This is a genomic window from Serratia sp. 121840015-1 (assembly GCF_053627655.1).
Genome location: NZ_JBSEYF010000001.1, coordinates 309,137 through 330,949 on the forward strand (window position 1 = coordinate 309,137; position 21,813 = coordinate 330,949).

The 21,813-nt window shown below is 59.9% G+C and carries 22 protein-coding genes and 1 tRNA gene; 19 read left to right on the forward strand and 4 right to left on the reverse strand.

Going from position 1 to position 21,813, the window contains the following annotated elements:
• Positions 1 to 119: 119 nt before the first annotated feature.
• The 4 genes from ACUXAC_RS01475 (at position 120) to ACUXAC_RS01490 (ending at position 4,104) form a co-directional block, all read left to right on the forward strand.
• Complete coding sequence (locus tag ACUXAC_RS01475) at positions 120 to 1,091, forward strand: YrzE family protein (RefSeq protein ID WP_038876539.1); 972 nt, start codon at positions 120 to 122, stop codon at positions 1,089 to 1,091.
• A gap of 1 nt (position 1,092) precedes the next feature.
• Positions 1,093 to 1,314: a hypothetical protein gene (locus ACUXAC_RS01480; protein WP_004936288.1), complete on the forward strand. Its 222-nt coding sequence runs from the start codon at positions 1,093 to 1,095 to the stop codon at positions 1,312 to 1,314.
• 694 nt (positions 1,315 to 2,008) lie between these two features.
• Positions 2,009 to 2,809: a helix-turn-helix domain-containing protein gene (locus ACUXAC_RS01485; protein WP_225529450.1), complete on the forward strand. Its 801-nt coding sequence runs from the start codon at positions 2,009 to 2,011 to the stop codon at positions 2,807 to 2,809.
• Between the two features lie 20 nt (positions 2,810 to 2,829).
• Entirely contained in the window at positions 2,830 to 4,104 is a 1,275-nt protein-coding gene (locus tag ACUXAC_RS01490) for a lactonase family protein (protein WP_225529451.1), read from the forward strand.
• A gap of 93 nt (positions 4,105 to 4,197) precedes the next feature.
• Here the strand turns inward: ACUXAC_RS01490 and ACUXAC_RS01495 are convergent.
• Positions 4,198 to 4,272, reverse strand: a tRNA-Arg gene (locus ACUXAC_RS01495).
• Positions 4,273 to 4,401: 129 nt separating this feature from the next.
• Entirely contained in the window at positions 4,402 to 5,328 is a 927-nt protein-coding gene (locus ACUXAC_RS01500) for a formate/nitrite transporter family protein (protein WP_421115230.1), read from the reverse strand.
• 229 nt (positions 5,329 to 5,557) lie between these two features.
• On the opposite strand from ACUXAC_RS01500, the gene ccmA reads away from it, so the two are divergent.
• The 10 genes from ccmA (at position 5,558) to mlaA (ending at position 13,411) form a co-directional block, all read left to right on the forward strand.
• Positions 5,558 to 6,190 (forward strand): cytochrome c biogenesis heme-transporting ATPase CcmA, encoded by a 633-nt coding sequence (ccmA, locus tag ACUXAC_RS01505; protein WP_060419962.1) that lies wholly within the window; start codon positions 5,558 to 5,560, stop codon positions 6,188 to 6,190.
• The gene (gene ccmB, locus ACUXAC_RS01510; protein WP_025303731.1) at positions 6,190 to 6,849 is read left to right on the forward strand and encodes a heme exporter protein CcmB; all 660 of its coding nucleotides are present in this window, start codon (positions 6,190 to 6,192) and stop codon (positions 6,847 to 6,849) included. The genes ccmA and ccmB overlap by 1 nt, the downstream gene beginning before the upstream one ends.
• Before the next feature lie 120 nt (positions 6,850 to 6,969).
• Positions 6,970 to 7,707, forward strand: a complete 738-nt coding sequence (locus ACUXAC_RS01515) for a heme ABC transporter permease (RefSeq protein ID WP_004936270.1) — start codon at positions 6,970 to 6,972, stop codon at positions 7,705 to 7,707.
• The gene (gene ccmD / locus ACUXAC_RS01520; RefSeq protein WP_004936267.1) at positions 7,704 to 7,940 is read left to right on the forward strand and encodes a heme exporter protein CcmD; all 237 of its coding nucleotides are present in this window, start codon (positions 7,704 to 7,706) and stop codon (positions 7,938 to 7,940) included. The genes ACUXAC_RS01515 and ccmD overlap by 4 nt, the downstream gene beginning before the upstream one ends.
• Positions 7,937 to 8,431: a cytochrome c maturation protein CcmE gene (ccmE, locus tag ACUXAC_RS01525; RefSeq protein WP_004936264.1), complete on the forward strand. Its 495-nt coding sequence runs from the start codon at positions 7,937 to 7,939 to the stop codon at positions 8,429 to 8,431. Before ccmD ends, ccmE begins: the two co-directional genes overlap by 4 nt.
• On the forward strand, positions 8,428 to 10,398 hold the full coding sequence (locus ACUXAC_RS01530) for a heme lyase CcmF/NrfE family subunit (protein WP_039564915.1): 1,971 nt from the start codon (positions 8,428 to 8,430) through the stop codon (positions 10,396 to 10,398). The genes ccmE and ACUXAC_RS01530 overlap by 4 nt, the downstream gene beginning before the upstream one ends.
• Positions 10,395 to 10,946 carry a DsbE family thiol:disulfide interchange protein gene (locus ACUXAC_RS01535; protein ID WP_033653726.1) on the forward strand — a complete coding sequence of 184 codons (552 nt, stop codon included), beginning with the start codon at positions 10,395 to 10,397 and terminating at the stop codon, positions 10,944 to 10,946. Before ACUXAC_RS01530 ends, ACUXAC_RS01535 begins: the two co-directional genes overlap by 4 nt.
• Positions 10,943 to 11,410, forward strand: coding sequence for a cytochrome c-type biogenesis protein (locus ACUXAC_RS01540; protein WP_421115231.1), 468 nt, complete (start codon positions 10,943 to 10,945; stop codon positions 11,408 to 11,410). Before ACUXAC_RS01535 ends, ACUXAC_RS01540 begins: the two co-directional genes overlap by 4 nt.
• Positions 11,410 to 12,624 carry a c-type cytochrome biogenesis protein CcmI gene (ccmI, locus tag ACUXAC_RS01545; protein ID WP_343181814.1) on the forward strand — a complete coding sequence of 405 codons (1,215 nt, stop codon included), beginning with the start codon at positions 11,410 to 11,412 and terminating at the stop codon, positions 12,622 to 12,624. Before ACUXAC_RS01540 ends, ccmI begins: the two co-directional genes overlap by 1 nt.
• 28 nt (positions 12,625 to 12,652) lie before the next feature.
• Positions 12,653 to 13,411, forward strand: a complete 759-nt coding sequence (gene mlaA / locus ACUXAC_RS01550) for a phospholipid-binding lipoprotein MlaA (protein ID WP_049200138.1) — start codon at positions 12,653 to 12,655, stop codon at positions 13,409 to 13,411.
• 115 nt (positions 13,412 to 13,526) lie between these two features.
• On the opposite strand, the gene fadL is transcribed toward mlaA, so the two are convergent.
• Entirely contained in the window at positions 13,527 to 14,867 is a 1,341-nt protein-coding gene (gene fadL, locus ACUXAC_RS01555; RefSeq protein WP_087763423.1) for a long-chain fatty acid transporter FadL, read from the reverse strand.
• Between the two features lie 404 nt (positions 14,868 to 15,271).
• Between fadL and ACUXAC_RS01560 the strand changes: the two genes are divergently transcribed.
• From ACUXAC_RS01560 to sixA, 4 genes are all read left to right on the forward strand, one after another.
• A complete protein-coding gene (locus tag ACUXAC_RS01560) occupies positions 15,272 to 15,568 on the forward strand; it encodes a YfcZ/YiiS family protein (protein WP_072145088.1) in 297 nt (98 codons plus the stop codon).
• 197 nt (positions 15,569 to 15,765) lie between these two features.
• Positions 15,766 to 17,076, forward strand: a complete 1,311-nt coding sequence (fadI, locus tag ACUXAC_RS01565) for an acetyl-CoA C-acyltransferase FadI (protein ID WP_421115232.1) — start codon at positions 15,766 to 15,768, stop codon at positions 17,074 to 17,076.
• Positions 17,076 to 19,241 (forward strand): fatty acid oxidation complex subunit alpha FadJ, encoded by a 2,166-nt coding sequence (gene fadJ / locus ACUXAC_RS01570; RefSeq protein ID WP_454266702.1) that lies wholly within the window; start codon positions 17,076 to 17,078, stop codon positions 19,239 to 19,241. The genes fadI and fadJ overlap by 1 nt, the downstream gene beginning before the upstream one ends.
• A 388-nt stretch (positions 19,242 to 19,629) precedes the next feature.
• On the forward strand, positions 19,630 to 20,112 hold the full coding sequence (gene sixA / locus ACUXAC_RS01575) for a phosphohistidine phosphatase SixA (RefSeq protein WP_004936230.1): 483 nt from the start codon (positions 19,630 to 19,632) through the stop codon (positions 20,110 to 20,112).
• 67 nt (positions 20,113 to 20,179) lie between these two features.
• On the opposite strand, the gene smrB is transcribed toward sixA, so the two are convergent.
• The gene (smrB, locus tag ACUXAC_RS01580; protein ID WP_004936226.1) at positions 20,180 to 20,710 is read right to left on the reverse strand and encodes an endonuclease SmrB; all 531 of its coding nucleotides are present in this window, start codon (positions 20,708 to 20,710) and stop codon (positions 20,180 to 20,182) included.
• Between the two features lie 170 nt (positions 20,711 to 20,880).
• Between smrB and prmB the strand changes: the two genes are divergently transcribed.
• A complete protein-coding gene (gene prmB, locus ACUXAC_RS01585; RefSeq protein WP_033648158.1) occupies positions 20,881 to 21,813 on the forward strand; it encodes a 50S ribosomal protein L3 N(5)-glutamine methyltransferase in 933 nt (310 codons plus the stop codon).

Here is a 21,813-nt window from a genome sequence, read left to right on the forward strand (position 1 = left end):
TAGTCATTCTGGCGCAAATGAACCGGGACGGCCGACGATGCCGCGCGGCAGACTGGATTTGTCTGCGCGGTTATCCGCCGTGCGTGCAATCACTTGTCCAGAAAATATAAGGAACAACGATGACCACTGTCTATGAATCAAATCGCTTTGCGTTTCAGGTGTCATGGGGCTCGATATTGGCCGGGAGTGCCGTGGCGCTGGTGACTTATCTGATCTTCAGCGTGCTGGGTACGGCTGTCGGTGCCCAGGCCGTGGATATGATGCAAAAGGGCAACCCGCTGAGCGGCTTTGGCACCGGCACCGGGATCTGGCTGCTGGTTTCAACGCTGGCCTCGCTGGCCGCAGGCGCGTTCGTCGCCGGCCGCACCGCACCGAATCGCGGCGGCTTGCATGGCCTGCTGAGCTGGGCGATCACCACCTTGCTGACCACCTGGCTGGTGGTTTCATTGGCGAGTGGCGTGGTGGGGCTGGCGGGCAGCGCGGTGGGCAAAGGGCTTTCGCTGGCGGGCAGCGGCCTGGCTGCGGCAGCGCCAAACGTGGGCGAAGGCCTCAAGCAACAGCTGGATAAAAAAGGCATCAGCCTTGACTGGGGAAGCCTGGAAAACCAGTTGAACGCCACGCTCAAGCAGACCGGCAAGCCAGAACTGGATCCGGCTCGGTTGGAACAGAAGGCCGATAGGGCGACCGCCGACGGCAAGCAATCGGCCATGGACGCGGCGGCCGATCCGGCGCGGGCCGCCTCCGAGCTCAAGCAGTGGTTCGACCGCGTCAAGCAGTCCGGTGAGCCGACGTTGAGCGCGGCTGATAAGGATGCGTTGGTGAATATCGTTGCGGCGCGCACCGGCAAGAGCCGTGATGAAGCGAGCCAAATCGTCGATAACTACGCTCAGGCTTATCAGCAGGCGGTGCAGAAAGTGGAGAAACTCAAGGCTGAGGCCGAGCAGAAAGCGCGTGAAGCGGCCGATGAAGCAGCTAAACAGCTGTCGCGCGCCGCATGGGGGTCGCTGTTGGTGCTGCTGTTGGGCGCCGCGCTGAGCGCCGGCGTGGGGCGGATTGCCGAATCAACTCGCCGCACCCTCGCGGTAAGTTGAGATGAAAAAAAACCTGTCGTGCATTTCGCTGAATTATCGAAAAGTAGCCGGGGCCTCTGCGCCCGTGCTCGTCATCGATTTTTGCAACGAAAACAACGAGCGCTATACCCTGCGCTACAACCTGCCGCCGGATACCCCGGAACGCACCGAGCGGCGGGTGTCTTTGCTGCTGTATCTGTTGCGTAAGCACAGGTCCGCAGAGATCGACAACCTGGCTGATTGATCAGTCCGTGAATGAAAAGCCCGGCTTTGCGAGCCGGGCTTTTTGCTGCGCTTGGGCAATAAAGCGTGGCACAAGCAGACGCGGCACTGTTACGAGGGAAGGAGAGGCGGTTCAGCGGGGCACCAGTGGCGATCCTATTGACATGGAGGGAAAATAGGGCATCGAACAGGGTTTGTTGAAACGTCGATTCTTCACCGTGCGGGAGAAGATAAAAAAGAAACTCGCAATGACGATCTGTGATTATCGGGCCCGAGGTTAAGATCTTGCGCTTATCCGCCGCATCTTCCTTCGCCACCGTTCATACTTTTTCGTATTCGGCTCAATAGTTTTATCAACCGGCCAAACAATAAAACACGATTTAATTTGTGATGATGAAATTCCTATTCGGCCATGCCCGTGGAGCGTAAAAAAACACTTTAAGATAAAACAATTAACATAAAGTGTGATTCACCCTGGCGGGGCAAATGCATCTTTAATGGATGCACTTTGCGTGACGCATTTTTTATTCACGGATTTTTCGCAAGCGTATTTATATAACATGATCATTTTCAGTTATTTATATGATGACTTTTCCTATGCCGTAAAAATTGCATTGACAGGGTGATTTTTTTTAGGATTAATCTTAATGACTTGATTTGAGAGGTTAACGATTTTAATAAAAAGGACACAATCTTTATAAAGGCAGGGAGCGCTCATGGATTATAGAAAGGATATTCTTGTACAGGTCTTGGAGTATATGGAGAAAAATATTATAGAGGGGCTTTCCGTTGAGAAGGTTTCCATTATCTCGGGTTACTCTAAATGGCATTTACAGCGGTTATTTAAACATTATTTTGGCATTACGTTAGGGACTTATATCAGGAATAGAAAGCTGAGTCGGTCCGCTGTCCTGCTCAAACAGCATCAAGGTAACATATTGGATGTTGCCCTGGCATCCGGGTTTGCTTCTCAGCAATGCTACACGCGGGCATTCAAACGTTTCTTTGGCGAAACGCCCAACAGCTTTAGGAACAGCCGGGGATGGGATTTCTCCACCCAGATCCCACCGTATGGCAGCGACAATAAACCCTATTTTTATCATACGGTCATGCCGGATGATATCGACATGTTGAAGCAGTACAAGGCATTGATTTTCCACTCCGTCAGGAAGTACAGAGATGCCAGTGACATTACCCAGACGAATGATAAATGGCTAAGTAAAAATGGGAGGACTTATAGCGTAGAAAAAAGAAAAGGGGGGCGGCCGCATGCCAACGGCAAGGAGCAAGAGGTTTTTCATTCCATATTTAACTTCTATATACCCATGGGGAAATATATTGTCATTCCCTTTATCGGGGAGCTACCTGAGTATATTGCCTTTTTTGAGGGTATCTATGACGCCCATCTGCCGGCTATTAATGTCAAAATGAGGGAGAGCTTTTTCATCGAATTATACAGGCACGAGCATTTAAACAGTAAGATCATCAATGTCGATATACTTATTCCTGTGGCGTAGTGTTGAGGAAAGGAGGCATCATGAGTAAAGAAAAATCCTCTGGCTCGATTAATAAACACCGCCGCGCGCTCTTTATGCTACCTTTAACGTTGCCTGCCTTTGGCAGAGTGAACGTTAAAGGTTTAGGCCGGCAGGCAATTCAATTAGCGCTGGCATTAACGCTCTTCATGTTTTCAGGAAATGCGATGGCAAATAATCGGGAACAGCATCAAATAGCGTTAGTCGGCACCTGGACCCATATTCCGGATGCGCCAACGGTGCAGAAACCGACGCGCCCCAGTGAAGGGCTCTATCGTCTGGCGGTTAATGGCGACGGCACGTTAACGCTGCTCGATGCCCTTAAAATGAAAAGCCCGTCGTGGATCGTCACATCCCGCGATGGCCGCTTCGCCTATGCCACCAATGAGGAGGACGCGGGAACGGTGACCGCCTTGGCGATAGACCAGGCTGGCAGCCTGCGGGTGCTGAATACGGTGAGCAGCGCGGGTCGGCAGCCGACGCATGCCACCCTCAGCCCGGACGGCAAGTTTCTGTTGGTCGCCAACTATTCCGTCGCCAAAGGCGGCGCGGGGGTGACGGTATTGCCGATTGGCAGCGACGGCAGGCTGGGTGAACGCGTACAGCATTATCCGTTTACGCCCGGCTCCGGCATCGTGCAGGGGCGCCAGGAAGGCGGGCATGCGCACTCCACCACCTTCAGCCGCGATGGGCAATACCTGTACGCGGCGGATCTCGGCGGCGATAAGCTGCACGCCTACCGCTATCGTTCGGATAACGCGCAGCCGTTGCAGGCGGATGCTTCGCGCGATGTCGCCTTTGCGCCCGGCGCCGGCCCAAGGCACATGGTGTTCTCGCCGGCAGGCGACTATGCCTATGTCATCACCGAAATGGCGGGCGAGATCGAGGCGTTTGCCGTTAACGACAATCGATTGACGCGGCAAGGGAAAGTGAAACTGAACGGCGGCCTCGATTCGGCGGAGGCGAAAAGCGGTGGGGCCATTATCCTGAGCCCGAGCGGCAGATATCTTATTGCCACCCATCGCGGTACCGATAACCACCTGCTGGTATTAAAAATAGGCAGGGACGGTCTGCCAGGCGTGCCGACGCGCTATGAGGCCGGCGGCATTGAGCCGCGTGCGCTCGCTTTCGATGCCGGCGGTAACCATCTCTATGTGACGAATGTATTCACCAATAGCGTGACGCTGTTCGATTTCGATGATGAAAAGGGCGAGTTGCAGGCCAGAGGGCAGGCGGCGACGATTTCAACGCCGACGGATATTAAGTTTTTCAATTAATGCCCATCATAAGGCGCGTGAGAAACCGGGTCTGAACAGGGGAAAAGGGGAATTGCGGGTGCAGATGATGGGGAATGGCGTGATAAGAAAGAATGGTGTCCCCGACTGGAATCGAACCAGTAACTAGCCCTTAGGAGGGGCTTGTTATATCCGTTTAACTACGGGGACGCTGCGGGCCGGCAACCGAAGCTGCCGGGGCATTATACCTTTTTTTACCCGCAGAATAAGCGCTTAGCGGCGCGTTTGCTCAATACCTCGCCATTTCACGCCGAAATTTCCTCGGCTAACCGACCGCGATCACGGTTTTTCCCCGCCGTGGCGCCGCTTTTCCTCTTGCCGACGCGCGGCCTGGTTTTTGGCGCTCAAATCGTTGCGGATCTGCGCGTGGCTTATCAGCGCAAAGATAAAGGTGCCGCCGATGATGTTACCCGCCAGCGTCGGCAGAGCGAACGGGTAAATGAATTCTTGCCAGCCAATCGCGCCGTTGAACACCAGATACAGGATCTCGACCGAACCGACCACGATATGGGTCAAATCGCAAATCGCCACCAGGTAGGTCATCAGCACGATCACCCAGATTTTCGCCGCGCCGGCGGCCGGGAACATCCACACCATGGTGGCGATGATCCAGCCGGCCAGGATGCCGTTGGCGAACATTTCCCCCGGCGTATGGCGCATCACCTCTTCGCCCAGGCTGACGAAGGCGCCGCGCGTTTCGGTGTCGAACAGCGGCATATGGGTAAACGCCAGCGCCGCCAGCCCGGTGCCGATCAGGTTGCCGAGCAGCACCACGCCCCACAGGCGCAGCAGGATCAGCAGGTTGCGCGGCGTGGGCTTATGCATGATTGGCAATACCGCCGTGACGGTGTTTTCGGTAAACAACTGCTGGCGCGCCATGATGACAATGATGAAACCGAAGGTATAGCCGAGGTTCTCGATGAAAAAGCGGCTGGGATCGTCCGGCAGGCGGGCGTGGAAAATGCCTTTCGCCGCCAGCGAGGCACCCATCGACAGCCCGGCGGCGATCGCCGACCACAGCAGCGCCAGCCCGTCGCGCTCCAGCTCTTTTTCGCCTTCCATCCGGATCTGTTCATGCACCGCTGCCGCGCGCGACGGCAGATTCTCTTCCCTGACTTCGATTTCGCGCTTGCCCTGTTCCTGCTCCTCGCTCTCTACCTGCATCGTCTCATCCGGCTCGTGCTCTTGGCGCTGCTGCTCGCTCATGCTGTCGCTCCTGCTCATTAAGGGTGAGTTCACGTCATTAAGCGTAGTTGCCTGGCCCAAATGCGGCGAAATACAGAAAAAGGTAACAAGAGTTAAAATCCGCCGATTTTTTCCACGCATTCTTGATCCTGCTCGCCATATTGGCCCGTCGGCGCGCCCGCCGCGGGCTGCGTGCGGGGAAAGGCTTATGCTATGATTCGCTATCCCAAAGAAAAATATGAGTTCCCCGATGCTGGAAGCCAAAAGTCTGAGTTGCGTGCGCGATGAGCGCATCCTGTTTAGCGAGCTAAGCTTTTCAGTTCAGCCGGGCGATATCATTCAGGTAGAAGGGCCGAACGGCGCGGGCAAAACCAGTTTGCTGCGCATTCTCGCCGGCCTGGCGCGGCCGGACGGCGGCGAGGTGTGCTGGCGCGGGCGCAGCACGCTGCGCGATCGTGCGGGTTACCAGCAAGATTTGCTGTTTATCGGCCATCAGCCCGGCATCAAAGCCGTATTGACGCCCTTCGAAAATTTGCAGTTTTATCAAGCGGTGCGCGGCACAACCGATCATCCGGCCATCTGGCGCGCCCTGGAGCAGGTGGGGCTGGTGGGCTACGAAGATCTGCCGGTGGCGCAGCTTTCCGCCGGGCAGCAGCGGCGCGTGGCGCTGGCGCGGCTATGGCTCAGCGCGGCGCCGCTGTGGATCCTCGATGAGCCGCTGACGGCGATCGACAAACAGGGCGTAGCCGAGTTGATTAGCCTTTTTGAACAACATGCGCAGCGGGGCGGCATGGTATTGTTGACCACCCATCAGGATTTGGCCGGCGTCAGCCAAACGGTAGGTAAAGTTCGTTTGGCGGAACATGACGCGGGGAGCCTGTGATGTTTTTGACCCTGGTGCGCCGCGAACTGAAGATCGCCTGCCGTAAAGGCTCGGAGATCGTCAACCCGCTGTGGTTTTTCCTGATTGTGATCACGCTGTTTCCGTTGGGGATTGGCCCGGAGCCGCAGCTGCTGGCGCGCATTGCGCCGGGCATCGTGTGGGTGGCGGCGCTGCTGGCCTCGCTGCTGTCGCTGGAGCGGCTGTTTCGCGACGACTTCCTCGACGGCTCGCTGGAGCAGCTGTTGCTGCTGCCGACGCCGCTGCCGATGACGGTGCTGGGCAAAGTGTGTGCTCACTGGGTCGTGACGGGATTGCCGCTGCTGATCCTGTCGCCGCTGGTGGCGCTGCTGCTGTCGCTCGATATGCAGACCTGGCTGGCGGTGGCGGGGACGCTGCTGCTCGGCACGCCGACGCTGAGCCTGATCGGCGCTATCGGCGTGGGGCTGACCGTCGGCCTGCGCAAAGGGGGCGTGCTGCTCAGCCTGCTGGTGCTGCCGCTGTATATCCCGGTGCTGATCTTCGCCACCGGCGCGATCGACGCCGCCTCGATGGGCATGCCGATCGACGGTTACCTGGCGATACTCGGCGCGATGCTTGCGGGCAGCGTGACATTGGCACCGTTTGCCACCGCGGCGGCGCTGCGAGTGAGCGTGCACTAGCTAACGTATTGAATGAACAGACGGGGCAAGGCCGACAAGAGCGTACCCCGCAGAAGATTTTCGCCGTTTCGATCGCTCGGGGCGGCCGACGCATAAAAATTACCGTGAGCACTGACGACAATGTGGAAATGGTTACATCAACTGGCGCGGCCTGAACGGCTGTATCACGTCTGCGGCCGCTTTATCCCCTGGCTGGGGCTGGCGGCGGCGGCCTGCCTGCTGCTTGGCTGGGCATGGGGCTTTGGTTTCGCGCCGAAGGATTATCAGCAGGGCGACAGCTTCCGCATCATTTATATTCACGTGCCGGCGGCCATGTGGTCGATGGGCATCTACGCCTCGATGGCGGTGGCGGCGTTTATCGGCTTGGTGTGGCAGATGAAAATGTCCGATACCGTGGTGGCGGCGATGGCGCCGATCGGCGCGGTGTTCACCTTTATCGCGCTGGTGACCGGCTCCGCCTGGGGCAAGCCGATGTGGGGCACCTGGTGGGTGTGGGATGCGCGTCTGACCTCCGAGCTGGTGCTGCTGTTCCTTTATATGGGCGTCATCGCGCTGTACAACGCCTTTGAAGACCGCCGTCTGGCGGGCCGCGCCGCCGGGATTCTGGTGCTGGTGGGCGTGGTGAATATCCCTATCATCCATTTTTCGGTCGAATGGTGGAATACGCTGCATCAGGGCTCGACCAATATGCAGCAATCTATCGCGCCAAGCATGCGCACCCCGCTGCGCTGGGCGATCCTCGGTTACCTGCTGCTGTTCGTCACGCTGACGCTGATGCGCCTGCGCAATCTGATCCTGTTCCAGGAGCGCCAGCGCCCGTGGGTCGCCGGGCTGGTGAATAAGGAGCGTCAGTCATGAATGCCGCGTTCGATTCCTGGTCGGCGTTTTTCGCCATGGGCGGTTACGCCTTCTATGTTTGGCTGGCGGTCGCCGCCACGCTGATTTCGCTGTTGGGGCTGGTGGCGCACACCGTCTGGCAACGGCGGCAGTTGCTCGCCGAGATCGGCCGCCGTCAGGCGCGCGAGCGGCGCATTCGCCATGCGCAACAATCAAAACAAAAATCCGCCGCACCGCGGGAGAAATCATTGTGAATCCACGTCGTAAAAGCCGCCTTTATCTGGCGATCGTTGTGCTGATCGGCATCGCGCTGACCGCGACCCTGATGCTGTACGCGCTGCGCTCCAACATCGATCTGTTCTATACCCCGGGTGAAATCCTGCAGGGCAAGGGCGAAAATCATGAGAAGCCCGAGGTCGGCCAGCGGCTGCGCATCGGCGGCATGGTGATGCCGGGCTCGGTGAAACGCGATCCCAATACGCTGCAGGTCAGCTTCAAGATTTACGACGCGCGCGGCGCGATCGGCGTGACCTACACCGGCATTCTGCCGGACCTGTTCCGCGAAGGGCAGGGCGTGGTGGCGCAGGGCGTGCTGGGCGAGGGCAACGTGGTCAATGCGCGCGAAGTGCTGGCCAAACACGACGAGAAATACACGCCGCCGGAAGTGGCCGACGCGATGAAAGAGAACCACAAAGGCCCGGCGGAAGCGTATAACGCGCCGCAGGCGGAGGGCGCCAAGTCATGATGCCGGAACTGGGCAGTTTTCTGCTGTGCCTGGCGCTGGCGATAGCGCTGCTGCTGAGCATTTACCCGCAGTGGGGCGCGGCGCGGCAAGACAGCCGCATGATGGCGGTCGCCCGCCCGCTGACCTACGGCATGTTCGCCGCGATTGCGCTGGCGTTCCTGTGCCTGGTGCACGCCTTCGTGGTCAACGATTTTACCGTCGCCTACGTGGCCACCAACTCCAATACCCAACTGCCGGTGTATTACCGCATCGCCGCCACCTGGGGGGCGCATGAGGGGTCGCTGCTGTTATGGGTGCTGCTGCTGAGCTGTTGGTCGCTGGCGGTGGCGTTGTGCAGCCGGGCGATGCCGCAGGATGCGGTGGCGCGGGTGCTGTCGGTGATGGGGATGATCACCGCCGGTTTCCTGCTGTTCATTATCATGACCTCCAACCCGTTCACCCGCACGCTGCCGAATTTCCCGATCGACGGCAGCGATCTCAACCCGCTGCTGCAGGATATCGGCCTGATCTTCCACCCGCCGCTGCTGTATATGGGCTACGTCGGCTTCTCGGTCGCCTTTGCGTTCGCCATCGCCTCGCTGATGGCCGGCCGGCTCGACACCGCCTGGGCACGCTGGTCACGCCCGTGGACCACCGCGGCCTGGGTGTTCCTCACGCTCGGCATCGTGCTCGGATCGGCCTGGGCCTACTATGAGCTGGGCTGGGGCGGCTGGTGGTTCTGGGATCCGGTGGAAAACGCCTCCTTTATGCCGTGGTTGGCCGGCACCGCGCTGATGCATTCGCTGGCGGTGACCGAGAAACGCGGCACGTTCAAAGCCTGGACGGTGTTGCTGGCGATCACCGCCTTCTCGCTGTGCCTGCTGGGCACCTTCCTGGTGCGTTCCGGCGTGCTGGTCTCGGTGCACTCTTTCGCCTCCGATCCGGCGCGCGGCATGTTTATCCTCGCCTATCTGGTGATCGTGATCGGCGGTTCGCTGCTGCTGTATGCGGTCAAGGGCGGCCAGGTGCGCAGCCGGGTGCAGCACGAGACCTTCTCGCGCGAGACCTTCCTGCTGGGCAACAACGTGCTGCTGATCGCCGCCATGCTGGTGGTGCTGTTGGGCACGCTGCTGCCGTTGGTGCACAAACAGCTGGGGCTGGGCAGCATCTCGATCGGCGAGCCGTTCTTCAACACCATGTTCACCTGGCTGATGGCGCCGTTGGCGCTGCTGTTGGGCATCGGGCCTTTGGTGCGCTGGCGCCGCGATGAGCCGAGCAAGCTGTGGCGCCGCCTCGGCGTGGCGCTGTTGGCGACGCTGGTGCTGTCAATCCTGCTGCCGTGGCTGCTGCAGGACAGCATCGCCGGCATGACGGTGGTGGGCCTGATCATGGCGCTGTGGGTGATCATCCTGACGCTGATGGAGCTGCATGAGCGCGCTACCCACCGTCACGGTTTCTGGCGCGGCCTGCGCCAGCTGTCCCGCAGCCACTGGGGTATGGTGCTCGGCCACCTCGGCGTGGCGGTGACGGTGATCGGCATCGCCTTTAGCCAGAACTACAGCGTGGAGCGCGACGTGCGGATGAAGGCCGGCGACAGCGTGGATATTCACAACTATCACTTCGTGTTCCGCGACGTGCACGACATTCGCGGCCCGAACTACAGCGGCGGCGTCGGCATCATCGACGTCACGCGCAACGGCAAGCCGGAGGCGACGCTGCACGCGGAGAAACGCTACTACAGCGTGGCGCGCAGCATGATGACCGAAGCGGCGATCGACGGCGGTTTCAGCCGCGATCTGTACGCGGCGCTGGGCGAGGAGCTGGAGGACGGCTCCTGGGCGGTACGCCTGTATTACAAACCCTTCGTGCGCTGGATTTGGTTCGGCGGCGTCTTTATGGCGATCGGCGGCCTGCTGTGCATCCTCGACCCGCGTTACCGCATGAGCAAAAAACTCAAGCGCGAAGGCAAGCTGGAGGCGCAACCATGAATCGTAAGCTGCTGTTTATCCCGTTGGTCCTCTTCCTGCTGCTGGTGGCGGCGCTGATGGTGCAACTGACGCGCAACGCCGGCGGCGAAGATCCGACCATGCTGGAATCGGCGCTGATCGGCAAACCGGTGCCGACCTTCAGGCTGGAATCGCTGGATCAGCCCGGCAAAACCTACGATCAGGCGGTGCTGCGCGACGGCAAGCCGATATTGCTTAACGTCTGGGCCACCTGGTGCCCGACCTGCCGCGCGGAACACCAGTATCTCAATACGCTGGCGGCGCGTGGCGTGCGGGTGGTTGGCCTGAACTATAAAGACGATCGCGCCAAGGCGGTGACCTGGCTGAATTCCCTCGGCAATCCCTATGCCCTCAGCCTATACGACGGCGACGGCATGCTGGGGTTGGATCTCGGGGTCTACGGCGCGCCTGAGACCTTCCTTATCGACGGCCAGGGGATTATTCGCTATCGCCACGCCGGCGACATGAATGAGCGCGTTTGGCAGCAGGAAGTGCTGCCGCTGTATAAAAAGTACGGGGGTGAGGCATGAGGCTGATTGTCCTGCTGTGCGCCGCGCTGCTGAGCTGGAGCGCCGCCGCGGCGATCGATACCTATCGCTTCAACTCCGTCGATCAGGAGCAGCAGTATCGCGAGTTGACCGAACAGCTGCGCTGCCCGAAATGCCAAAACAACAGCATTGCCGATTCCAATGCCATTATCGCCGCCGACATGCGCACCAAGGTGTACGAGCTGATGATGCAGGGGCAAAGCAAGCAGCAGATCATCGATTACATGGTGGCGCGCTACGGTAACTTTGTCACCTATGAGCCGCCGGTAACGCCGGCGACGCTGATCTTGTGGATCGGCCCGCTGCTGTTCGTGCTGATCGGCGGGGCGGTGGTGATCCTGCGCACCCGTCGCCGGCCTGGCGCGGTGGTGGACGATGAATTCTCCGAACGGGAACGGCAGCGCCTGGCGGCGCTGTTGCAAGAGACTGACAGGAAGAAACCCTAATGGCTTTTTGGCTGATTATTTGCGTGTTGCTGGCCGGTGCCGCCGCGCTGCTGATGGTGCCGGCGATGCGCCACGGCAAGCAGAGCGCCGCCACGCGCGATGCGTTGAACAAGGCATTTTATCAGGATCGCCTCAGCGAGCTGGAGCAGGACGAGCAGCAAGGCGTGGTGGCCGAGCGCCCGGAGCTGGTGAAAGAGCTGCAACAAAATCTGCTGAACGACATTCCCGTCGAGCAGGCGGCGCAGGCGAAGCCGATCAATCGCTGGGCGCTGGTGCCGGGCGTGCTGTTATTGCTGGCGGTGACCGTTGGCTTTTATCTGAAAACCGGCGGGTTGGCGCAGGTGCTGGACTGGCGCCTGGTGCAGGCGCAAATGCCGGAATTGCGCGAGCGCGTCGCCAATGAGCGCGCCAAACCGCTGAGCATGGAAGAGATCGCCCGCCTCGGGCTGGGGCTGCGCACCGCGCTGCAGCAGGACGATCGCAACATCAACGACTGGATGATGCTGGGGCGGGTCGGCATGGCGCTGAACAACGCCACCACCGCCACGCAGGCGTTTGCCCATGCTTATCAATTGGATCCGAATAGTCTGGAAGTGCGGCTCGGCTATGCCGAGGTCTTGACGCGATCCAACGATCCGGAGGATAACAAGCAGGCGACGCAGCTGTTGCGGCGCATGATCGCGGAAAATCACGGCGATCCGCGGGTGCTGAGCCTGCTGGCGTTCAATGCCTTCGAACAGGGCGACTTCAAGCAGGCGATAGGCGCCTGGCAGGTGATGCTGCAGCTGCTGCCGGCCAACGATCCGCGCGCGGAAGTGATAAAGCGCAGCATTGCACAAGCAAAAGCCCAGGCCGGCGGAGAAACTGTTAAACTGAATGTGACCGTTTCGCTGTCACCGCAGGCGGCGAAAGCCCTGCCGACGCAGGGGACGCTGGTCATCTCGGTGACCGACGGCGTCAGCCCGGTGCCGGTGGCGGTAAAACAATTGCCGCTGAGCCGTTTTCCGCTGTCTTTCTCTCTGGATGACAGCAACGCCATGATGCCCGAGCGTCTACTCTCGGCACAGCATCAGGTGCAGGTGCGTGTGCGCCTCTCACAGGACGGATTGGCCACGCCGCAGCCGGGAGACTGGTTCGGCGAAAGCTCGCTGCAGACATTCAGCGGTAAAGAGCAGGTTAGCGTTCAGATAAACAAGCAGGTCAATGAAAAATAAGACCGAACGTGTTTTTATGGAGAAAAATATGAACTTTCGCCTGACTGGGGTGGCATTCGCAACGGTATTACTGGTGGGCTGTGCCAGCGCGCCAGACAAAGATCCGCAAGGGCGTTCCGATCCTTTGGAAGGATTTAACCGGACGATGTTCGACTTCAACTACAACGTCCTGGATCCTTATATCCTGCGCCCGGTCGCGGTGGCCTGGCGCGACTACGTGCCGATGCCGGCGCGTAACGGCATCAGCAACTTCACCTCTAACCTGGAAGAGCCGGCCAGCATGGTCAACGCCTTCCTGAAGGGCGATCCTTACCGCGGGATGATCCACTTCAACCGTTTCTTCCTGAATACCCTGCTCGGGATGGGCGGCCTGATCGACGTGGCCGGCATGGCCAACCCGAAACTGGCGCGCGAAGAACCGAATCGCTTCGGCAGCACGCTGGGCCATTACGATGTGGGTTACGGCCCGTACGTGATGTTGCCGGGCTACGGCAGCTTCACGCTGCGTGACGAAGGCGGCGACTTTGCGGATACGCTGTATCCGATGCTGAGCTACCTGACCTTTTGGATGTCGGCGGGCAAGTGGGTGGTCGAGGGGATCGAAACCCGCGCCCAGCTGCTGGATTCCGATGGTCTGCTGCGCAACTCTTCCGATCCTTACATCATGGTGCGCGAAGCTTACTTCCAGCGCCACGATTTCATCGCCAACGGCGGTTCGCTCAAGCCGGAAGAGAACCCGAACGCCAAGGCGATTCAGGGCGAACTGGACGAGATCGACTCGCAGTAATCACGGGCGTTACGCCAATGAAAACCCGCCGTCAGGCGGGTTTTTTTATGCCGGCGGCAAGCGGCGGGCAAAAAAAGCGCCCCGAGGGGCGCTTTGGCTTCTTTCTCAAGCGAGATTAGAAGCGGTAGTTGAAGTTGGCGCCGTACAGCCAGGCCTTGCCCACCGAGTTGAAGGTGTAAGGGCCTTCGTTGATGGTGACTTTCTGGCCGTGCATGTAGGACACACCGACGTCGACCGACGCGTCTTTGTTGAACGCGTAAGAGGTACCTGCGCTGACCCAGAAGCGGTCCTGATCCGGAATGGAGATAGAGCGGTTCTGTGCCGGCACCGGGCTGTCATCGAAGGCGACACCGCCGCGGAAGGTCCAGTTGTCGTCGTAGAAGTAAGTGGTACCCAGCGCAATGCGGTAGGCATCGCGGAAGCCTTCATGCTTCTGGAACAGGGTCTGGCCGTTGCTGCCGGTGGCTCTCAGCTCCTGGAACTGACTCCAGCTGGTGTACGCCAGGCTGTAGTGGATGGCCCACTGCGGCGCCACTTTGTTGTAGCCGGACAGTTCCCACATTTCCGGCAGGTTCAGATCCAGAGAGCCCGGGATGGTGCTGCCGCTGGTGCCCCACGGCAGACCAACGCCCAGCGCCTGGGTAATTGGGTTGTACTGTGCAGGCAGGCTGCTTTTGTAGTCGCCGTCGAACTTGATTTTCACTTCAGAACGGTAGGTGAAGCCGTAACGGTTGTTTTCGTCCACTTCGTACAGCAGGCCGGCATTCCAACCGAAGCCCCACTTATCGCCTTTCAGGTGAGAAATCTGGGTATCGCCAGGAATTTGAGCGATCATCCCGGCTTGCTGAGGCGTTAATTGACCGGTTTGCAGGCCTTGACCAGCAAGCAGCTTCGGCAATTCGCCGGCGTAGCGTTCCAGTTTGGCTCTGGCGTATACGGCGTCGAAGCCTAGACCGAAGCTGAAGTGTTGATCCAGGCGGTAAGCGCCGCTCAGATTCAGGTTCAGGGTTTCCAGATCGGTTTTGCCGCCATAAGCGCCTGCGGTGTAGCCGTCGTTGAATTCGGTCGCCAGACCGTAGTTGCTGGTGACCGATCCGCCTACGGCGAACTGATCGTTAATCGGGTGAACATAATGCAGGTTCGGCACCCAGGCGGTTGGCGCGATGTTTTTCGCATCCAGGCTGGCGCCGGAAGGGGATTTGCCGGTGATGTCTACATCCGGGTCGATAAAGACCGCGCCGATGGAAAGTTCCGGGCGGGTGTACATCATCAACAATGCCGGGTTGCGGCTCGCGGAGGCCGCCGTATCCGCCATGGCGCCTTCGCCAGAATACGAACGTCCTAAACCAGCTGCTGAGAACTCATTCAGCTGGAATCCTGCGGCAGACACGTTTGATGAAATAATTGCCACTGCAGCTGCGAGAGCTGATTTAGTCAATAGGTTTTTCTGGCTCATGACCAAAACCTCATTATGTGTTTATTATTTAAACTATGTTACGCAAGGTAACAAGGAGCGCGGGATTGTAGGGTCCGTTATCATTCAGACAAATCAGACCAGTGGCTGAAGTATAGGTCTGACCTGTGAAAATGTTGCAAGTTTGTTTTTGAAATATTTCCAACCTGATATCAAAAAAGAGATCTGCTTAACAAAAAGCCAGCGGTAAATAACAAAATTCTTACCATTCCTTAGCAGGCGCTCATTTTTATTTGTGATTTCCATCACTTAAAACACCCAGTAAAAGTAAGTGCTAGTGATTACCGGCGCGGAAGCGTAAAATACCTACAGAATTTTGTGGCTTTGTGCCGGTGAGTAAAACGGCAATTTGGGCTGATAACCGAGGCCCTTGAGGAGAACCAATCATGTCAGATGCAATTAATAAATGCAGCGCCCAGGAAACCGCCGCGTGTTGCTGCGTGGATGTCGGCACCGTGATGGATAACACCGATTGCACCGCGTCCTACAGCCAGGTGTTCAGCAATCAACAAGATGCGGAAGCCATGCTGGCCGCCCTGAGCGAAAAGGCGCGCGCGGTAGAATCCGACCCTTGTGACATCAGCAGTAGCATTAAACCGGTTGACGGCGGCGTGCAGTTGGAGGCCGATTTCACCTTCGCCTGCCAGGCGGAAACCCTGATCTTCCAGCTCGGCCTGCGTTAATCCCCGCTTTACCCCCGGCGCCGCCTGCCGCGCGTCGGGGATTGCCTTCCCTACATCGCCCCCCGATAGAAAGTGCGCCTGCTCGCAGTTTTGATCTCTGCCGGTTTGCCAAATGTAACCGTTTGGTTAACAATGACCTCATCAGGTCAGACCTCTTTCTGCCCATTGCGCTGACGTTATTTTCTTCAGGAGCATTTATGAGTAAGGCACTGCCGTTGGTGGCCCGTCATGGTGACCGCATTGCGATTGTGAATGGACTGCGTACCCCCTTTGCCAAACAGGCGACTGCCTATCACGGCATTCCGGCGGTGGATTTAGGGAAAACGGCGGTGAGCGAGCTGTTGGCGCGTAGCGGCATCGATCCGCAGCTTATCGAGCAGCTGGTGTTCGGCCAGGTGGTGCAAATGCCCGAGGCGCCGAACATCGCGCGTGAAATCGTGCTCGGCACCGGCATGAGCGTCCATACTGACGCCTACAGCGTGTCGCGCGCCTGTGCCACCAGCTTCCAGGCAATCGCCAACGTGGCGGAGAGCATCATGGCCGGCAGCATCAGCGTCGGCATCGCCGGCGGGGCGGACTCGTCTTCCGTCTTGCCGATCGGCGTCAGCAAGGCGCTGGCACGCACGCTGGTGGACGTCAACAAGGCGCGTACGCTGTCGCAGCGTCTCAAACTGTTCAGCCGGCTGAAATTCCGCGATCTGATGCCGGTGCCACCGGCGGTGGCGGAGTATTCCACCGGCTTGCGCATGGGCGATACCGCCGAACAGATGGCGAAAAGCCACGGCATCACCCGTGAAGCGCAGGATGAGCTGGCGCATCGTTCGCATGAGCTGGCGGCCAAGGCCTGGCAGGAGGGGTGGCTGCGCGATGAGGTGATGACCGCCTACGTACCACCGTACCGTGCACAGCTTTCTGAAGACAACAACATCCGCAAAGACTCCAGCCTGGCGTCCTACGCCAAGCTGAAACCGGCGTTCGATCGCAAGCACGGCAGCGTCACCGCGGCCAACAGCACGCCGTTGACCGACGGCGCGGCGGCGGTATTGATGATGAGCGAGTCGCGCGCCAAAGAGCTGGGGCTGCAGCCGCTGGGCTATTTGCGCAGCTTTGCCTTCGCCGCCATCGACGTGTGGGAAGACATGCTGCTGGGGCCTTCCTACGCTACGCCGCTGGCGCTGGATCGCGCCGGCATCGGTCTGGCCGATCTGACGCTCATCGACATGCATGAAGCCTTCGCCGCGCAAACGCTGGCCAACCTGAAGATGTTCGCCAGCGAAGAGTTCGCCCGCGAGAAGCTTGGCCGCAGCCAGGCGATCGGCGAGGTGGACATGGCAAAATTCAACGTCCTGGGCGGTTCCATCGCCTATGGCCACCCGTTTGCCGCCACCGGCGCGCGCATGATCACCCAGACGCTGCGTGAGCTGAAACGCCGCGGCGGCGGGCTGGGCCTGACCACCGCCTGCGCCGCTGGCGGGTTAGGGGCCGCGATGATCGTGGAGGTGGAATGATGAGCTTTGAAAACGCATTGCATGAACAGCGCGCCAAACCGTCGGCCTTTCAGCTGACGATTCGCCCCGACAACATCGGCGTGATCGCCATCGACGTGCCGGGCGACAAGGTGAACACGCTCAAGGCCGAGTTCGTCGAACAGGTGAACGACGTGCTGATCCGGGCGCAACAGCATACCGCGCTGGAAGGGTTGGTGATCGTTTCCGGCAAGCCGGACTCGTTTATCGCCGGCGCCGACATCACCATGATTGCCGCCTGCACCAGCGCCAAAGAGGCGGAAACGCTGGCCAAGAAAGGGCAGAGCACGCTGGCGCAGATCGCCGCGTTCCCGGTGCCGGTGGTGGCGGCCATTCACGGCGCCTGCCTGGGCGGTGGGCTGGAACTGGCGCTGGCCTGCCACGGCCGCGTCTGTTCGCTCGATGAAAAAACCGCGCTCGGGCTGCCGGAAGTGCAGCTGGGCCTGCTGCCGGGCTCCGGCGGTACACAGCGCCTGCCGCGCCTGGTCGGTGCCGCCAAGGCGCTGGACATGATCTTGACCGGCAAGCACATTCGTGCCCGCCAGGCGCTGCGCATGGGGTTGGTGGACGACGCCGTGCCGCAGTCGATTCTGTTGCAGACCGCTATCGAGCGGGTGAAACAGGGCTGGAAACATCAGCGCGAGCTGCCGTGGCAGGATCGCCTGCTCAACGGCCCGCTGGGCAGAAATCTGCTGTTCAGCATCGTGCGCAAGAAAACGTTGGTGAAAACCCACGGCAACTACCCGGCGGCGGAGCGCATCATTCAGGTGGTGCGCACCGGGCTGGATCACGGCAGCGCCAGCGGTTATGAGGCCGAAGCGCGCGCCTTCGGCGAACTGGCGATGACGCCGCAGTCGGCGGCGCTGCGCAGCCTGTTCTTCGCCTCCACCGCGCTGAAAAAAGAGCGGGGCGGCAATGCTCAGCCGCGCGCCCTGCACCGCGTCGGCATTCTCGGCGGCGGTCTGATGGGCGGCGGCATCGCCTGCGTCACCGCCACCCGCGGCGGTTTGCCGGTTCGCATCAAAGACATCAATGAAACCGGCATCAATCACGCGCTGAAATACAGCTGGGACGTGCTCGGCAAGCGGGTGCGCAGCAAGCGCATGCGCCCGGCCGAGCGGCAAAAACAGATGATGCTGATCTCCGGCTCTACCGATTACACCGGCTTTGAACAGGTGGATGTCGTGGTCGAGGCGGTGTTTGAAGATTTGGCGCTGAAGCAGCAGATGGTGGCCGAGGTCGAAGCAAACTGCGCGCCGCATACCGTGTTCGCCTCCAATACCTCCTCGCTGCCTATCGGCCGCATCGCCGAAAAAGCCCGGCGGCCGCAGCAGGTGATCGGCCTGCACTACTTCAGCCCGGTGGACAAGATGCCGCTGGTGGAAGTGATCCCGCACGCCGGCACCAGCGAAGAGACCATCGCCACCACCGTGGCGCTGGCGCACAAGCAGGGCAAGACCGCCATTGTGGTGGGCGACAGCGCCGGTTTTTACGTCAACCGCATCCTGGCGCCGTACATCAACGAAGCGGCGCGCTGCCTGCTGGAAGGCGAGCCGATGGAGTCGCTGGACAAGGCGCTGGTGGACTTCGGTTTCCCGGTCGGCCCCATCACCCTGCTGGATGAAGTGGGCATCGACGTCGGTACCAAGATCATCCCGGTACTGGTCGAGGCGCTGGGGCCACGCTTCGCCGCGCCGGCTGCGTTCGATGCGGTGCTGAAAGACGGGCGCAAAGGGCGCAAGAACGGCCGCGGCTTCTATCTCTACCCGAGCGAAGGGCAGCAGCGGCAGCGGCGCAAACGTGCGGATACCTCATTGTATACGCTGCTCGGCGTCACGCCGAAGGCGCACATGCTGCCGGCGACCGTCGCTCAACGCTGCGTGATGATGATGCTGAACGAAGCGGCGCGCTGCCTGGACGAAGGCGTGATCCGCAGCGCGCGCGACGGCGACATCGGCGCAGTGTTTGGCATCGGCTTCCCGCCGTTCCTCGGCGGCCCGTTCCGCTATATGGACGAACTCGGTGCCGAGAAAGTGGTGAAGACGCTGGACTACCTGCGTCAGCAGCACGGCGAGCACTTCGCCCCGTGCGAACGCCTGCAGCGCATGGCGCAGCAGGGCGAGCGCTTTTACCCGCTGGGGAGCTGAACGCAGGGCGGCCCGATTTGCACTATAGTTGCAACAGGGCCGCGTTGTGATCGCCATCACTCCTTGCAACAGCGTCAGCCGGTGAGGCTGTACAGCGAGGCGGAGGCAGCGGTAAGTTAGCTTGACCGCCATCAATAAATTTCATGGCGGCAAGGTTAAAATTTAACCCGTTGAATTGATTGTTCTGTGAGCAATCGAGGTTTGCCTGGGGAGGATTGCTGTAAAAAACAGCGTTTTCTTTACGCAAACTTTCAGGCAAAATGCCCGGCCGCCATAAAGAGACGGCGCGTTATCGTTTTAAAGCTTTGGCTTTGGGTTGTAAAACTCGGCGGTACAGCACGCACGGCGTTTCTGTATAGCGTTACTTTGTCAACAACAGCGGTGCAATATGCAAGTTTTGATTATGCGTCACGGAGAGGCGGCGCTCGAGGCAGCCAGCGATGCGGTAAGGCCCCTTACCCTATGCGGCCGCGATGAGTCCCGTCAGATGGCGGCCTGGTTGAACACCAAGTCTGTGGATATTGAACGCGTGCTGGTCAGCCCCTATCTGCGGGCCGAACAGACGCTGGCGACGGTGCGTGAAGCCTTGACGCTGCCGGAGGGCGAAGAAGTGCTGCCCGAGTTGACGCCGGGCGGCAACGCCGAACAGGTCGGCAGCTATCTGCAGGCGCTGGCGATGCAGGGGGTGAGCTCGGTGCTGATCGTGTCGCACCTGCCGCTGGTGGGCTATCTGGTGGCCGAACTGTGCCCGGGTGAGTGCCCGCCGATGTTCGCGACCTCGGCGATTGCCAACGTCGATCTGCCGGCGGACGGCAGCTACGGCAAGTTTGAATGGCAGGTCAGCCCGTCGCAGGTGATGGCCAAAGTGTGAGCCGCGGATGCGGTGCGGAATAAACTCAGGGCGATGTCTGACATCGCCCTGAGTCGTTTCTGCAGGGTTACTCGGCCAGCTCCACCAGCAGTAGGATGGCGGCGTTGCCGCCCCATTCCTTCGGCGCCTGGTGGAACGCCAGCACGTCGGGATGCTGCGCCAGCCACAGCGGCGTTTGCTGTTTGAGAATGTGCTTGCCATGCCCGTGCATCACGCAGGCGCAGTGCACGTGTTCGCGTTTGCAGGCGGCGATCAGCGCCCCCAACTCCTGCTTGGCCTGCAGCTGGGTCAGGCCGTGCAAATCGAGAAACAGCTCCGGCGAATAATCGCCGCGTCGCAGCTTCTTCAGCTCATACGGGCTGCTGCCGGGGCGCACGTAGCGCGTGGGGCCCTCTTCTTCCAGCTGCGGCTGGTATTCATCTGAAAAATAATAGCTGGCATCGACCTGCTCCTGCAGCAGCCGCTGCGGGGCAATCTGTTTGACCTTGGGTTTCGGCGGGCGGTGGACGATGGTGTCCTGGCGCAGCTTTTTCGCGCCCGCCACCGACTCTCTGAAGAGCTGTTGTTCGTCTTTGCTCAGAGGGGGCTTGTTCTTCATGCTTCATTCACCGGAAATCGTTTATTTCGCTAGTTTACCTTGTGAACGAGCGCTGTCGACGCAAAACTCGGGCCAGAATGAAAAGCGCGAGGGGCAAGCGTGATTTGTCGCGGGCTTCATGGCAAACTATGCGGCTAAATCATGAAACACAGCGCCTGCCGGAGGGCAAATTGGACAAAATTTTCGTCGACGAAGCAGTGAACGAACTGCACACCATTCAAGATATGCTGCGCTGGACGGTAAGCCGTTTCAACGCCGCCAATATCTACTATGGTCACGGAACCGATAATCCGTGGGACGAAGCGGTGCAATTGGTGCTGCCAAGCCTGTTCCTGCCGTTGGATATTCCGGAGGACATGCACACCGCCCGTCTGACCTCCAGCGAGCGCCATCGCATCGTTGAGCGCGTGATCCGCCGCGTCAACGAGCGCATCCCGGTCGCCTACCTGACCAACAAGGCCTGGTTCTGCGGCATGGAATTCTACGTCGACGAGCGCGTGCTGGTGCCGCGTTCGCCGATCGGCGAGCTGATCAACGATCGCTTCAGCGCGCTGATCCCACACCCGCCACGCCATATCCTCGACATGTGCACCGGCAGCGGCTGTATCGCCATCGCCTGCGGCTACGCTTTCCCGGAGGCGGAAGTGGACGCGGTGGACATCTCCAGCGAGGTGCTGGCGGTGACCGAGCGCAACATTCAGGCGCACGGCGTCGAACATCAGGTGATCCCGATCCGTTCCGATCTGTTCCGCGACGTTCCCGCGATCCAATACGATCTGATCGTCACCAACCCGCCGTACGTCGATGCGGAAGACATGTCCGATCTGCCGCAGGAGTTCCGCTTTGAGCCGGAGCTGGGCCTGGCGGCGGGCAGCGACGGCCTGAAGCTGGTGCGCCGCATCCTGGCCTGCGCGCCGGACTACCTGACCGACGACGGCGTGCTGATTTGTGAAGTGGGTAACAGCATGGTACACCTGATGGATCAATATCCGGACATTCCGTTCACCTGGCTGGAGTTCGAAAACGGCGGCGACGGCGTGTTCATGCTGACCAAACAGCAGCTGGTGGATTGCAAGGAACACTTCAGCCTCTACCGCAGCTAA

What these genes read in the sequence shown, in the direction of transcription:
- ACUXAC_RS01475 (WP_038876539.1), top strand. Translation starts at nt 120, where the DNA reads ATGACCACTGTCTATGAATCAAATCGCTTTGCGTTTCAGGTGTCATGG.
- ACUXAC_RS01480 (WP_004936288.1), top strand. Translation starts at nt 1,093, where the DNA reads ATGAAAAAAAACCTGTCGTGCATTTCGCTGAATTATCGAAAAGTAGCC.
- ACUXAC_RS01485 (WP_225529450.1), top strand. Translation starts at nt 2,009, where the DNA reads ATGGATTATAGAAAGGATATTCTTGTACAGGTCTTGGAGTATATGGAG.
- ACUXAC_RS01490 (WP_225529451.1), top strand. Translation starts at nt 2,830, where the DNA reads ATGAGTAAAGAAAAATCCTCTGGCTCGATTAATAAACACCGCCGCGCG.
- ACUXAC_RS01500 (WP_421115230.1), bottom strand. Translation starts at nt 5,328, where the DNA reads ATGAGCGAGCAGCAGCGCCAAGAGCACGAGCCGGATGAGACGATGCAG.
- ccmA (WP_060419962.1), top strand. Translation starts at nt 5,558, where the DNA reads ATGCTGGAAGCCAAAAGTCTGAGTTGCGTGCGCGATGAGCGCATCCTG.
- ccmB (WP_025303731.1), top strand. Translation starts at nt 6,190, where the DNA reads ATGTTTTTGACCCTGGTGCGCCGCGAACTGAAGATCGCCTGCCGTAAA.
- ACUXAC_RS01515 (WP_004936270.1), top strand. Translation starts at nt 6,970, where the DNA reads ATGTGGAAATGGTTACATCAACTGGCGCGGCCTGAACGGCTGTATCAC.
- ccmD (WP_004936267.1), top strand. Translation starts at nt 7,704, where the DNA reads ATGAATGCCGCGTTCGATTCCTGGTCGGCGTTTTTCGCCATGGGCGGT.
- ACUXAC_RS01530 (WP_039564915.1), top strand. Translation starts at nt 8,428, where the DNA reads ATGATGCCGGAACTGGGCAGTTTTCTGCTGTGCCTGGCGCTGGCGATA.
- ACUXAC_RS01535 (WP_033653726.1), top strand. Translation starts at nt 10,395, where the DNA reads ATGAATCGTAAGCTGCTGTTTATCCCGTTGGTCCTCTTCCTGCTGCTG.
- ACUXAC_RS01540 (WP_421115231.1), top strand. Translation starts at nt 10,943, where the DNA reads ATGAGGCTGATTGTCCTGCTGTGCGCCGCGCTGCTGAGCTGGAGCGCC.
- ccmI (WP_343181814.1), top strand. Translation starts at nt 11,410, where the DNA reads ATGGCTTTTTGGCTGATTATTTGCGTGTTGCTGGCCGGTGCCGCCGCG.
- mlaA (WP_049200138.1), top strand. Translation starts at nt 12,653, where the DNA reads ATGAACTTTCGCCTGACTGGGGTGGCATTCGCAACGGTATTACTGGTG.
- fadL (WP_087763423.1), bottom strand. Translation starts at nt 14,867, where the DNA reads ATGAGCCAGAAAAACCTATTGACTAAATCAGCTCTCGCAGCTGCAGTG.
- ACUXAC_RS01560 (WP_072145088.1), top strand. Translation starts at nt 15,272, where the DNA reads ATGTCAGATGCAATTAATAAATGCAGCGCCCAGGAAACCGCCGCGTGT.
- fadI (WP_421115232.1), top strand. Translation starts at nt 15,766, where the DNA reads ATGAGTAAGGCACTGCCGTTGGTGGCCCGTCATGGTGACCGCATTGCG.
- fadJ (WP_454266702.1), top strand. Translation starts at nt 17,076, where the DNA reads ATGAGCTTTGAAAACGCATTGCATGAACAGCGCGCCAAACCGTCGGCC.
- sixA (WP_004936230.1), top strand. Translation starts at nt 19,630, where the DNA reads ATGCAAGTTTTGATTATGCGTCACGGAGAGGCGGCGCTCGAGGCAGCC.
- smrB (WP_004936226.1), bottom strand. Translation starts at nt 20,710, where the DNA reads ATGAAGAACAAGCCCCCTCTGAGCAAAGACGAACAACAGCTCTTCAGA.